Origin of the sequence: Glutamicibacter sp. HZAU (assembly GCF_004100365.1) — a bacterium.
Classification (GTDB): domain Bacteria; phylum Actinomycetota; class Actinomycetes; order Actinomycetales; family Micrococcaceae; genus Glutamicibacter; species Glutamicibacter nicotianae.
The window spans coordinates 181496-194990 of the sequence record NZ_SCKZ01000007.1; the positions used below are offsets into that span (position 1 = coordinate 181496).

9 protein-coding genes are annotated in these 13495 nt (G+C 61.7%); 7 read left to right on the forward strand and 2 right to left on the reverse strand.

What is annotated here, in order from left to right; all coding sequences use genetic code 11:
• Positions 1 to 96: 96 nt before the first annotated feature.
• Complete coding sequence (locus EKH49_RS12865) at positions 97 to 1338, reverse strand: THUMP-like domain-containing protein (RefSeq protein WP_128471143.1); 1242 nt, start codon at positions 1336 to 1338, stop codon at positions 97 to 99.
• A 473-nt stretch (positions 1339 to 1811) separates the two neighbouring features.
• On the opposite strand from EKH49_RS12865, the gene EKH49_RS12870 reads away from it, so the two are divergent.
• The 5 genes from EKH49_RS12870 (at position 1812) to guaB (ending at position 9769) form a co-directional block, all read left to right on the forward strand.
• Positions 1812 to 3350, forward strand: a complete 1539-nt coding sequence (locus tag EKH49_RS12870) for an amino acid permease (RefSeq protein ID WP_128471144.1) — start codon at positions 1812 to 1814, stop codon at positions 3348 to 3350.
• Between the two features lie 204 nt (positions 3351 to 3554).
• Positions 3555 to 3851, forward strand: coding sequence for a co-chaperone GroES (gene groES / locus EKH49_RS12875; RefSeq protein ID WP_013349608.1), 297 nt, complete (start codon positions 3555 to 3557; stop codon positions 3849 to 3851).
• A gap of 33 nt (positions 3852 to 3884) precedes the next feature.
• A complete protein-coding gene (gene groL / locus EKH49_RS12880) occupies positions 3885 to 5489 on the forward strand; it encodes a chaperonin GroEL (protein ID WP_128471145.1) in 1605 nt (534 codons plus the stop codon).
• Between the two features lie 499 nt (positions 5490 to 5988).
• Positions 5989 to 8142 carry an acyltransferase family protein gene (locus EKH49_RS12885; RefSeq protein ID WP_236641155.1) on the forward strand — a complete coding sequence of 718 codons (2154 nt, stop codon included), beginning with the start codon at positions 5989 to 5991 and terminating at the stop codon, positions 8140 to 8142.
• Between the two features lie 121 nt (positions 8143 to 8263).
• On the forward strand, positions 8264 to 9769 hold the full coding sequence (gene guaB / locus EKH49_RS12890) for an IMP dehydrogenase (RefSeq protein WP_038990687.1): 1506 nt from the start codon (positions 8264 to 8266) through the stop codon (positions 9767 to 9769).
• Between the two features lie 268 nt (positions 9770 to 10037).
• Here the strand turns inward: guaB and EKH49_RS12895 are convergent, their stop codons facing one another.
• Complete coding sequence (locus EKH49_RS12895; RefSeq protein WP_128471147.1) at positions 10038 to 10592, reverse strand: hypothetical protein; 555 nt, start codon at positions 10590 to 10592, stop codon at positions 10038 to 10040.
• A gap of 232 nt (positions 10593 to 10824) precedes the next feature.
• Between EKH49_RS12895 and EKH49_RS12900 the strand changes: the two genes are divergently transcribed.
• Both EKH49_RS12900 and EKH49_RS12905 read left to right on the forward strand, forming a co-directional pair.
• Positions 10825 to 12141 (forward strand): BtrH N-terminal domain-containing protein, encoded by a 1317-nt coding sequence (locus EKH49_RS12900; protein WP_128471148.1) that lies wholly within the window; start codon positions 10825 to 10827, stop codon positions 12139 to 12141.
• 174 nt (positions 12142 to 12315) lie between these two features.
• On the forward strand, positions 12316 to 13467 hold the full coding sequence (locus tag EKH49_RS12905; RefSeq protein WP_128471149.1) for a GuaB3 family IMP dehydrogenase-related protein: 1152 nt from the start codon (positions 12316 to 12318) through the stop codon (positions 13465 to 13467).
• Positions 13468 to 13495: the final 28 nt, after the last annotated feature.

A 13495-nucleotide genomic window follows, 5' to 3' on the forward strand; every position in this document is an offset into this window, starting at 1 on the left:
GTACGCACCGATTGCCCGGTGATTCTCCATACTTATTGTATGTATTGCGCCGCTCCCGCCAGGGCAATCTTCCGGTGGGACCTGCGTCACCCCAGATTAGTGCGGGATGACCTCGAATGCTACGCGCTTGTCTCCGAGGCGGGCCAAGATCAGCGTGGCCTTGTTCTTGGCACTCTTGGGAGAGCCTGCCAGTAGAATGCGCCGCAGTTCTTCCGGAGTGACATCGACTCCGCGCTTCTTGATATCCAGCGTGCCGATGCCGTTTGATTTCACCCAGCTGCGCAGCTTCTTCACGTTGTAGTCGTGGACTGCCAGGACTTTGTAGCCGCGCGCAAACGGCGTGGAAATCTGCTGCTCATGGGTGAAGTAGGCGATATGCTCATCGAGCAGATGGCCGCCAGTCTGCTCCAGCAGCGTCGAAATCAGGTGTGAGCGGATGACTGCGCCATCGGGTTCGTAGATGTGCGCTTCCAAGTCGCCTACCGGTGCTGGCTGGTCATTCTCTGCCGTTTCAGCACTGGACAATTCGTGGGCGCCGTCCTTGTCGATCACCAGCGCGGCGCGGGCAATGTCCTTGCGCTTCAGCTTGCCGAACCAGAGGCAGGCCTCGATGACCGAGCCGTGGTCGGAGATCCAGACCGCCTCGGCATTCGCCGGGATCGCTTCATGAGGAAGGCCAGTGCCCAGCTTCACTCCGACATCCAGCCCCGAGTCCACCAGTTTCTCCACGAAAGACAGGGGAGGGGAGAACGCCTCGGGGTCGAAGAGCCGACGGGTGCTCCCTTTCACGTCGGTGCGCCGTGCAGGATCCAGCCAGACACCATCAATGCCCGTCAGATCCGTATCCTCGGCACTGCCGTGGATCACTTTGGCGTTGTCAAAAGGCATCAGGTTCAAGGTTGTGGCGGCCGCAGTCGTTTCATCCAGCTCAACGGCGGTGACCTGCAGTCCTGCGCTGGCCAGCGCAATCGAATCGGTGCCGATGCCGCATCCGAGGTCGGCCACATGGGTGGATCCGGCATTCGTGTAGCGACGGGCATGCAGCCCGGCAATGGTCAGGCGGGTCGCCTGCTCCAATCCGGCCGGGGTCAGGACCAGTGAATCGGCGAATGGGCCGAATTTCACCCGCGCCCTGAATCGCAGCTGGGCCTGGGCCATGACGGCGCGGACAACCTTGGGGTCGTGGCCCTCCTTGCGCAGCTTCTCATTTAGCGCCCAAGCGGCATCCTTTGTAGCCACCATGGATGGATCGATGGTGGAAAGCAGCTTCCAGCCATCTTCCGAAAGCAGAGCGGCGAATTGTTCATTCAGCGTGGAGTCATTTGAAGCCTGGGCCATGACCCAAGACTATCGTCGATGAGCCTCGGGGATGTGCGGGCATCATGGTGCGTCCAGCCCGCAAAGAACGTGATCTATATGACAAAAGCGCGTCATATTCGGAATTCACAGAATCGCCGGGAAGGCATTGCCGCGACTTGGTACGCGGGCGGGGCGCGCCCGGACAAGAGGCATCTTGGAGCCGGAGGATCTGAAATCCGGAACTGTCTAGAGAAAGGGATACTTTTTCATGAGCATTAAAGTGGTTAGAAAGCGTAATCCTTATTGCCATCTGGTGCATCCGACTAACAAGTAGAGCTCTCGCTGTTCTACAGTTCACCGTCGCCGTGCACCGGTTATCTGGACCGGGGAGCAGTATTGCCGGCAAGCGGGCAAACGCCTTCCGCAAAACGTGAAGTGATCCGCGTCGCATTCCGTCGCGCGACTGGTGTTGTATGGCACCTGTGATGAAACCTATGCAGCGAACGACAACGATGTCGACTATCGACCAAAAGACCGCGGCCGTTGCGCCGGGGGATCCGGCGCCTCAGGCGCAGAACCAGCTCAAGCGCGGCATGAGCAGCCGCCACCTGCAGATGATCGCCATTGGCGGTTCCATCGGCACCGGGCTGTTCGTGGCCTCGGGCGGCACGATTGCCCAGGCGGGACCCGGCGGCGCATTGCTGGCCTATGCGGCCGTAGGGCTCATGGTGTACCTGCTCATGCAGTCCCTGGGCGAGATGACCGCGAAGATCCCGGTGGCAGGATCCTTCCAGACCTTCGCCACCCGCTTCGTCTCTCCGTCCTTCGGATTCGCCATTGGCTGGAACTACTGGTTCAACTGGGCCATCACCGTCGCGGCGGAACTGGTCGCGGCCGGCATCGTGATGAGCTTCTGGCTGCCCGATGTTCCCGGTTGGGTCTGGGCCGGAGTCTTCCTGGTTGCGCTGACCGCCTTGAACGCGCTGTCTGCCAAGGCCTTCGGCGAGGGCGAGTTCTGGCTCGCCCTGATCAAGGTGGCCACCGTCATCGCCTTCCTGGCCGCCGGCGTGCTGATGATTTTCGGCGTCCTCGGATCGCACGCCGATCCCCTGGCGAACTGGCGCGAAGGCAGGGATGTTTTCCATGGCGGCTGGCTGTCCATCGTCTCGGTCTTCATGATTGCCGGTTTCTCCTTCCAGGGCACCGAGCTGGTGGGTGTAGCCGCCGGCGAGGCCAAGGATCCGCGCCGCGAAGTGCCCAAGGCCATCCGCCGGGTGTTCTGGCGCATCATGCTCTTCTACATTGGCGCCATCTTCATCATCGGCTGCCTGATTCCCTTCACCGACCCGAGCCTGCTGGCCAGCGGCGAAGCGGATGTGGCGTCCTCGCCGTTCACCCTGGTCTTCGAGCGCGCCGGCATCGCCTTTGCCGCGGCTGCCATGAATGCCGTCATCCTCACCGCCATCCTGTCAGCCGGCAATTCCGGGCTCTACGCGTCGACCCGCATGCTCTATGCCATGGCCCATGACGGCAAGGCGCCGAAAATCTTCGGGCGCACCAACACTCGCGGCGTGCCGATCATGGCGCTGCTGGCCACCGCGGCGGTCGGCCTGTTCGGATTCCTCACCGCGCTGGTGGGCCAGGGTGCGGCCTATACCTGGCTGCTGAACGTCTCGGGCCTGTGCGGATTCATCGTCTGGGTGGGCATCGCCGTCTCCCATTACCGGTTCCGCCGCGGCTACCTCGCGCAGGGCTACAGCGCAAAGGACCTGCCCTATGTGGCCCCGCTCTTCCCGCTGGGGCCGATAGTCGCGTTCCTGATGCTCATCGCAGTGATCATCGGGCAGAACTACCAAGCGGTGCTCGCAGGCCATGCCCTGGAAGTGCTCTCGGCCTATATCGGCTTGCCGCTGTTCCTCGGGCTGTGGCTGGTGCATCGCATGGTGACCAAGTCCAAGCTGGTCAAGCTCACCGAGATGGACCTGAATGCTCCGGAGGACATCGAGGAGTCCGCGGCTGTGCGCTCTGCGCGAACCGGTGTGAAGAACTAGGGCAATGATTAGCACTCACCTTGACCGAGTGCTAAAGCTCGTCCTAAAGTCATGTGTGGGTGTCGCATTGGAAGTTGCATCTGCAGCTTGCAGCGTGGCACACCGCCTGACTGGATACCACCAACTGGCACCGCGACGACGGTTGGTCCAATGCCATAGGGCGCACCCCTACAACCATTGGTTCATACACGAAAAGGAGAGACCATGTCTGTCTCCATCAAGCCGCTCGAAGACCGCATTGTCATCAAGCAGGTCGAAGCCGTAACCACCACTGCTTCGGGCCTGGTCATCCCAGACTCCGCTAAGGAAAAGCCGCAGGAAGGCACCGTAGTTGCAGTAGGCCCAGGCCGCATCGACGACAACGGCAACCGCATTCCTCTGGACGTCGCAGAAGGCGACGTAGTCCTGTACTCGAAGTACGGCGGAACCGAGGTCAAGGTCGGCAACGAAGAGTACCTGGTGCTCTCGGCTCGCGACGTACTGGCAGTCGTCGTAAAGTAACGCCAACCTCTCTAAAGTTTCAGGAGAAAATGCATGGCTAAGCAGCTAGCATTCAACGAGGATGCGCGACGCGCCCTCGAAGCGGGCATCGATAAGCTCGCAAACACGGTGAAGGTCACCCTCGGCCCACGCGGCCGCAACGTGGTGCTTGCCAAGACCTGGGGCGCCCCGACCATCACCAACGACGGTGTCACCATTGCGCGTGAGATCGATCTGGAAGATTCATACGAGAACCTTGGCGCGCAGCTGGCCAAGGAAGTAGCCACCAAGACCAATGACGTAGCAGGCGACGGCACCACCACCGCCACCGTGCTCGCCCAGGCCCTGGTCAAGGAAGGCCTGAAGAACGTCGCCGCTGGCGCCGCTCCGGGCGATGTCCGCAAGGGCATTGAACTGGCTGTCGAGATCGTCTCTGACGCACTGGCAACAAACGCCGTGGCCGTCGAGGACAAGGTTGCCAACGTTGCCGCGATCTCCGCGCAGTCGGATGAAATCGGCGAACTGCTGGCCAAGGCCTTCAAGACCGTGGGCACCGATGGCGTAATCACCATCGAAGAGTCCTCGACTACCGCCACCGAGCTGGTCCTGACCGAAGGCATGCAGTTCGACAAGGGCTACCTCTCGCCGCAGTTCATCACCGACCAGGAGCGCCAGGAAGTTGTCCTGGAAGACGCACTGATCCTGATCAACCCGGGCAAGATCTCCACCGTGGCAGAATTCCTGCCGCTGCTGGAAAAGGTCCTGGAAGCGAAGAAGCCGCTGCTGATCATCGCCGAGGACGTCGAGGGCGAAGCCCTGTCCACCCTGGTGGTCAACAAGCTGCGTGGCCTGCTGAACGTGGTAGCCGTTAAGGCCCCGGGCTTCGGCGACCGCCGCAAGGCCATGATGCAGGATCTGGCCATCCTCACCGGTGCCCAGGTTGTCTCCTCGGAACTGGGCCTGTCCCTGGACCAGGTCGGCACCGAGGTGCTCGGCTCGGCACGCCGCGTGACCATCACGAAGGATTCCACCACCATCGTTGATGGCGCTGGCACCGAGGAAGATGTCGCAGAGCGCGTAGCCCAGCTGAAGGCTGAGCTGAACCGCACCGATTCGGAGTGGGACCGCGAGAAGCTGTCCGAGCGCCTGGCCAAGCTGTCCGGCGGCATCGGCGTGATCAAGGTGGGCGCTTCCACCGAGGTCGAGCTGAAGGAACGCAAGCACCGCATCGAGGATGCTGTGTCCTCCACCCGTGCTGCCCTGGAAGAAGGCATCGTTGCCGGCGGCGGTACCGCCCTGGTTGACGCGCTGGCTTCGCTGGATACCGATGCCCGCATCGCAGCCACCGAAGGCGACGTAGCAGCAGGCGTAGCGATTGTTCGCCGCGCCCTGGTGCAGCCGCTGTTCTGGATCGCTACCAACGCAGGCTTCGACGGTTCGGTAGTTGCCTCCAAGGTCGCAGAGTCCGGCGCCAACGAAGGCTTCAACGCCAAGACCGGTGTCTACGAGAACCTGCTGCACGCAGGCGTCATCGACCCGGTCAAGGTCACCCGTTCGGCACTGCGCAACGCAGCGTCGATCGCGGCCTTGGTGCTGACCACCGAGACCCTGGTGGCAGAGAAGGCCGAAGAAGCAGACGAAGAAGCGCACAGCCACTAAGGCCAAGCGTGAAGCATGGGCATAGTGCCCGTGCGCGAAAGCCGCCGCCGGGACCAGCCTCAAGCTGGTTCCGGTGGCGGCTTTCTCCATGCTGCCTTCAGATAGCGAGACAGGTTGGAAAGCATGGAACCGGAAAAGCGCGCCGGGTCCAAGCTGTGGCCAGGTAGTGCCCTTGGCCAAGCTTCGAGCGGAGCGCCATGCATCTGGCAGAGTACATGCATCTTCCTGTCCTGAGCCGTAGCAACTGCCTTTTTAGCATCCCAATTGCGCAGCGTCGGGCCCAAGGCAAATTGCGCCATTGCATGTTGGAATAGCCCGAGATGCGTGGTCTTGAGCATGAACCGCCGGAATTCCGGTGACATTTTTCCAAGGAACCGCAACTAAACCATCACAAGTCAGCACTGTGGGAGCTTTCAGCATTCGAGGCAGAACAGTGGTTGAAAGCACTAGATGGGGAAGAACGCGTGGTGCGGATTGATAAGATGGTTGGTTGTCTGACGTGATTCGAGAAGAAAGCGCCGAGGACCATTTCCTGTTCCCGACGAAAGCGCAGCCAGTGACCCATACCTTGGATCAGCCTCGGAAAACCACGGAACGTGCCGGTTTCCGAGTTGATTTGCAGGGACTTCGCGCCCTCGCAGTCCTGCTGGTGATGTGCTATCACATCTGGTTCTCCCGGGTCTCCGGCGGTGTGGACATCTTCTTGATGCTCTCCGCTTTCTTCCTGACTTCCTCCACTGCCCGGCGCATTGCCCGCGGGCAGCGCCCGCCCCTGCTTGACGGCTGGCTGCATCGATTTTCCCGCCTGATCCCGCAAGCCGCGGCGGTCATCATCGGCGTGGTCATCGCTGCGTGGATCATCCTGCCAAGCACCCGTTGGCTGGAACTGATTGACCAGTCCAATGCCTCCCTGTTCTATTGGCAGAACTGGTACCTCTCGAACCACCAGGTGGACTACTACGCCTTCAACACCGCTGCCGCCTCGCCGCTTCAGCATTTCTGGTCCTTGTCGGTCCAGGGCCAGATCTTCATCATCTGGCCGCTGGTGCTCGCCGGCAGCGCACTGGTCTGGAAGAAGTTCTTCTCCCGCCGCAGCTTCGCGCTAGTAGCCGGCAGCGCCTTCGGTGCCATCTTCGTTGGCTCGTTGGCATATTCCATCCACATCACCGCCACCAACCAGCAGGTCGCGTATTTCCACACTGGCGCGCGACTGTGGGAATTCGCGCTCGGCTCGCTGCTGGCTTTGGCCTTGCCATGGCTGTCCACCCTGCCGGAGAAGATCCGCCGCATTGGCGGCTGGGCAGGACTGGTCACCGTGATCGGCAGCGGTGCCGTGCTGGATGTGCAGGGACAGTTCCCGGGCTTCATGGCGCTGGTTCCCACCGTCGCCGCCGCGCTGGTGATCGCCGCCCCGGCACCGCGCAGCTGGGCCAACCCATCCGGCCTGCTTTCCCTGCCCCCGCTGGTCAAGCTGGGCGACCTGTCCTACGGCATGTACCTGTGGCACTGGCCCATGCTGGTCTTCTATCTTGAGGTCTCCGGCAATGAGAAGGCCTCCTTCCTGGCTGGTGCCATCCTCATCGCGGCATCCATCGGCGCCTCGTGGTGCACCACCAAGTTCATTGAGAAGCCGGCCATCGCCTGGCAGGCCAGCCCAAGCTTCTCGCGCTTGATACCGCAGGCCGGCTTCAAGCTGATCGCCCAGTTCGCGGTTGTTGCATTGGGAATTGGCGTAGCCAGCCTCCCTGTACTGGCATGGGAGAACAATGTCGAGCACCGCCGTGCCCTGGCTGCGGCGCAGACCGATACCGACAACCCCGGTGCCAACGCGACCGAGGACTGGGATCCATCGCCTGCTGCCTTGACCTTGCCGCTGGCCACCGAGCTGGATAGCGAGTGGCAGACCCCGGGCATCGCCTGCGAAGGGCCCAACGCTCCCGAAGATAAGCGGATCCACTTCTGCGAGCAGGGCGGCGACTTTGACGGGGGAGCACCGGACCTGGTACTGCTCGGCGATTCCCACATGCAGCACTGGTCTGCGGCGGCATCGGCAATGATCGAGGAAGCCGGCGGAAGCTGGATCCTGGTCTACGAGCCAGGATGCCGCTACGGTTCCGATGCGGATCGCGTGGATGAAACCTGCTCCGACTTCCAGGATGCCGCGCAGGACTATGTCGCGGATTTGGCACCGCAAATGGTGCTGACCACCGCCAGCAAGACCGTTGCTGCCCCGGATGCCATGCTGCGCAGCCCGGGAGAGCAGGAAACTCTGGTGGACAACTACGCCGAGATGATCCAGCCGTTGCTGGATGCGGGAAGCCGCGTCATCGCGATGCGCGATACCCCGCGCTACACCTACTCCATTCCCGAATGCGTGGATTCCAACAAGGGCGAATTGGACAACTGCGATGGCTCGGCCGGCTACGCCTTGAATAGCGTGAACCCTGTAGAGCAGTTCCTGGATTCGAAGGATTACGGGAACCAGGTCGTTTCCCTCGACATGACGGGGTTGCTCTGCCCCGACGGGGTCTGCAAAGCTGTCATTGGCAATGTCCTGACGTATCTGGACGATTCGCACCTGTCCAAGACCTTCGTGCTCAGCGCCAAGCGCCAGTTCGCCACCTCCTTCAAGGAAGCAACAAACTGGGAATAAGTCACCATGGATCCGGTGTGAAGCATGAGCTTGAACACAGTGCACCACGAAGGAATAACTGGAACGCCAAAAGAGCTCTACCATTTAACCAACCTCCGCTGTCGCCCCGAAAGGTTTCCACGTGACTGAGTTCAACCCCTTTGCTTTTGAAGGACTCACCTACGACGACGTTCTGCTGTTGCCTGGCCCGACGGATGTGATTCCTTCGGAGGCGGACACCACCACTCGCTTCACCAAGCGCATCAACATCCAGGTGCCAATCAGCTCCGCCGCCATGGACACCGTGACCGAGGCTCCAATGGCCATTGCGCTGGCACGTCAGGGCGGCATCGGCGTGATCCACCGCAACCTGTCCATCGAGGACCAGGCTAAGCAGGTTGACCAGGTCAAGCGCAGCGAATCGGGCATGATCACCGACCCGGTCACCGTCCACCCGGGCGCCACCTTGGCCGACTGGGATGAGCTGTGCGCGCAGTACCGCGTCTCCGGCCTGCCGGTAGTCGACGAGAACCGCAAGCTGATGGGCATCATCACCAACCGCGACACCCGTTTTGTTCCACGCGAGCAGTACATGACCACCAAGGTCTACGAAGTCATGACCGGCATGCCGCTGATCACCGCCAAGGAAGGCGTATCGCGCGAGACCGTTATCGAGCTGCTGTCCAAGAACCGCATCGAGAAGCTGCCGCTGATCGATGACGAGGGCAAGCTGACCGGCCTGATCACCGTCAAGGACTTCGACAAGGCAGAGCAGTACCCGTTGGCCACCAAGGACGAGGACGGCCGCCTGCGCGTAGCCGCAGCCGTGGGCTTCTTCGGCGAAGGCTACGAGCGCGCCATGACCCTGATCGATGCCGGCGTTGATGCACTGGTTGTCGACACCGCCAATGGCCACTCGCAGGGCGTGCTGGACATGATCGCCCGTCTGAAGAAGGACCCAGCCGCTGCGCACGTGGATGTCATCGGCGGCCAGGCAGCAACCTACGACGGTGCCAAGGCGCTGATCGATGCTGGTGCCGACGCGATCAAGGTCGGCGTTGGCCCAGGCTCCATCTGCACCACCCGCATTGTTGCCGGCGTGGGCGTCCCGCAGGTAACCGCGATCTACGAAGCAGCCAAGGCCGCGATTCCAGCTGGCGTGCCAGTGATCGCCGACGGCGGTCTGCAGCACTCGGGCGACATCGGCAAGGCACTGGTTGCCGGCGCCGACTCGGTCATGCTCGGCTCCCTGCTGGCAGGTACCGCAGAATCCCCGGGCGATCTGGTCTTCATGGGCGGCAAGCAATTCAAGGCCTACCGCGGCATGGGTTCGCTGGGCGCCATGGAAACCCGCGGCAAGAACACCTCATACTCCAAGGACCGCTACTTCCAGGCGGATGCCCCATCGAACGAGAAGCTGATTCCTGAAGGCATCGAAGGCCAGGTGCCATACCGCGGCCCGCTGTCCGCTGTCACCCACCAGCTGGTTGGCGGCCTGCGCCAGACCATGTTCTACGTTGGCGGCCGCACCGTTCCGGAGCTGAAGGCACGCGGCAAGTTCGTCCGCATCACCGCTGCAGGCCTGAAGGAATCCCACCCGCACGACATCATGATGACCGTTGAGGCTCCGAACTACCGTTCGCGCTAAACGCATCTGATAGGGAAACCCCACCAAGCAAAGAGTTCTGCTTGGTGGGGTTTTTCGTTGCAACTTTCGCCGGGGTTCTCACGTCAACAGCCCAGCGTGACAGTGGCAGCTAGGAGGTCGGTTGCCCAGTGCCAGGAGCAATACGGTTCGCAGCGGGGCACGAGCCGAGGTGCCCACGGGCGCAACGCCGCAGGCAATGCGTTCAGAAACGAATCAGGCTAGGGATGATCGTGTTTCCTAGAGGTCTGGTGGCCGATGGGGTTCGTCTTCAGCTTTCGAATGGAGGCCAATCTTTACGAGTTGCCACGTATTTGAATTCTCCATCTTGTGTAACCACTGTGACAGAGCGAAGGTTCTTGTCCTGTTCTCCGACCCGAAGCATCGTGTTGCTGCCTACATAGGCCAAATCGGACCTGGCGTCGACTTCCCACTCATAGGGTTCAAGGGTAATCAGCAATTCACCGTATTCGGGCGCTCCAAAGGGAAGCATATGCCCATGTGGATCCGTTGGGTACCACTTCAGGAAATCCTCCGGCTCATCGATGTCCATGACAACGTCCTCCCAGCCCTCATTGATTTCGTCCATCCATTGCTGCATCTTTTCATCGGCCCAGTCCTGCAGCTCTTTGTCCGAATAGTCCTCGAGTGCTTTCGAAGCCGTCGGTTCTGCAAGTGCTGGCAGTTCGGATGTTTCCTGCTGCCCAGGAGCAGGCTCGACTGCAGTTGTGGAGGCCCGGACCTGCTCAAATCCGGTAGAAGTGCAAGATGCCAAAGCCAGAGCTGCGATGGCAAGCAGAGGCAAACAGGTCAGCGATTTGCGCACGGTTATCTTTCTGAAGACGAGGGGAGTGATGCTAGACGTCAGGCTAAGGGAACACAGGGACAAAGACGCCTCATCGCGATCTAGTGGACTTATGCGTGGGACTGACTTGTCCAGAAGCACAGTGCACAAGGCATCCAGTACCAGCGACCCCACGTAGAATGAAAGCTCGGCAATACCTCTCGGTGCGCGGGAACCACCCGCAAGTGAGCGAACGTCAACGAAGGACATCAATTTGGGCCAGCCAGCCAATCTGAAGAAGCAAACTCGCCAGCGAATGGAGCGCACGGGGGAGAGCTACACGACCGCGCGCAAGAACATCCTGGCCGGCAAGCCTGAAAGCCCGCGGGCAGCCCGCGCCGCGGCCGCACGCGACTACGCCAAGGAAGCACGCGAGAAGGCCAAGGCGCAAGCCAAGAAGGACAAGGAAGCTCCGGCAGCTTCGCCGGCTGACGAGTTACCTGAATACCCGGCCCCAGAAGATGTCATCCAATACGATGCCGCGCTGTGGCACCGCGTGCTGGTTCAAGCTGGCGTCACCAACAAGCACACCGGCCAACCGCTGAGCCAGGCGCTGCTCGCCGGTCTTGCTGGCGGCATTGGCTTCATGGCCTTCACCCACGAAGGCGGCGAAGAAACCGCAGTAACCCTGGTGACCCGGCACAACCCGGAGCCGTACACCCAGAACCTGCTGGCCCGCTGCGGTGCCACGGTCACCGAACGCACCACCGGCTCAGCTGAACGCGCCGCCGAATACATGGACGCCGCCCTGGACGCAGGCCGCGCCGTCGTGGTTCGCGTGGCAATCAGCGCGCTGCCATGGATCGACGGCACTACGGTGGATGAAGCCGAGACCTTGGACCTCGCCGTGGTTGGCGAGCACAAGAAAGACCTGCTGGTCGATGACGGATCCGGTGCCCTGAACCTGATCAGCCCCAAGGAGTTGGCCATCGCCCGTGCCATGCGCAAGAAGGAAAAGCACTGGCAGGCGTGGATCCCGTCCTCGCGCTCGCCGAAGACCGAAACCCTGTCCGCCAACGCTGTGGAGGCTATCGAGGAAACCACCGCTCGGTTGCTGGGCACCAGCGAGCTGTCCGGGGTCCCGGTGCACTTCGCCAAGAATTTCGGCATTACCGGAATGCGCACTTTGGCCACGCGACTGCGCGATTCCGAGTCCAAGACCGGCTGGTCCCAGATCTTCGCAAGCCAGCAAGCGCTGGCCAATGGCCTGGACCAGCTGGCCGGGTTCTTCTCTGATACGCGCTTCAGCGGTGAAGGCGCATTGCGCGGGCTATACTCCGACTTCCTTGCCGAAGCAGCCGAACTTCCGGGTCTCTCGGCGCTGGCAGCGCACGTGGATGCGTATCAGCAGTTGTCTGCGCAATGGGACGAATTCGCTGACCTGATCGATCCAGAGATCGAATTCTCACAGCGCGCAGAGCACTTCGCATTACTGGCAGACGCGATAGAGCGGATCGCCGAAGCCGAGGAACAGGCCGCGACCGCCTTGGCCGAGACCGCCAAGAAGCTGACATCCAAGTCAGCCAAGTAAACCTGGCTCAATATAAGCCCTGCCGTCCGGTGATCTTATTCACCGGCTGGCAGGGCATTGTTGTCCCGGCACGCCACCTGCGGCCCCACGCTTCAAAGCCAGGGCGGAAACATCACCGAGAGCCAGCGCGCTATCAAAAGCGGGATTATCCCCGAATCTTGATAACCTAGTTAGGTGAGTAACGAGATTGAGATCGGCCGCGGCAAGCGGGCAACTAAGGCATATTCCCTGGACGACGTAGCGATCGTACCGAATCGCCGTACCCGTGATCCGAAGGACGTATCGGTGTCCTGGCAGATCGACGCCTTCCAGTTCGACACCCCTATCCTGGGCGCACCAATGGATTCGGTGACCTCCCCGGCTACCGCCATCGCACTGGGCAAGCTCGGCGGCCTGGGCGTGCTGAACCTCGAAGGCCTGTGGACCCGCTACGAGAACCCGGAAGCAGTGCTGGCTGAAATCGCCGGCCTGAAGTCCGAGGCGGCAACCCGCAACGACCCCAAGATCACCGCCAAGCTGCAGGAACTGTATGCGGCTCCAATCCAGCCGGAGCTGATCACCTCGCGCATCTCCGAGATCCGCGACTCTGGTGTTGTCGTAGCCGGCTCGCTGACCCCGCAGCGCACCCAGGAGCACTACAAGACCGTAGTCGCCGCCGGCGTTGACATCTTTGTCATCCGCGGCACGACCGTCTCGGCCGAGCACGTCTCTAAGACCACTGAACCGCTGAACCTGAAGCAGTTCATCTATGAACTCGACGTCCCAGTGATCGTCGGCGGCGCAGCTGGCTACACCCCGGCCATGCACCTGATGCGCACCGGCGCAGCAGGCGTGCTGGTCGGCTTCGGCGGCGGCGCATCCTCGACCACCCGCCGCACCCTGGGCATCCATGCCCCGATGGCTACAGCAATTGCCGACGTGGCAGCTGCCCGCCGCGACTACATCGAAGAGTCCGGCGGACGCTATGTCCATGTCATCGCCGACGGCGGCATGGGCAACTCCGGCGACATCGTCAAGGCCATCGCCATGGGGGCCGACGCAGTGATGCTCGGTACCGCTCTGGCTCGTGCCGATGAAGCGCCAGGCGCCGGCTACCACTGGGGCATGGAAGCTGTCCACGAGGCCAGCCCGCGCGGCGACCGCGCCAAGGTCGGCACCGTCGGCTCGCTGGAGAAGGTCCTGCATGGCCCGTCGCATGAGACCAACGGCACCTCGAACCTGGTTGGCGCGCTGCGCCGCTCGATGGCCACCACCGGCTACTCGACGCTCAAGGAATTCCAGCGCGTCGATGTCGTGCTTTCCCCTTACGAATCGGATCGCTTCTAGCAGATCCCGATCTGGCCCCGTTCTTCTG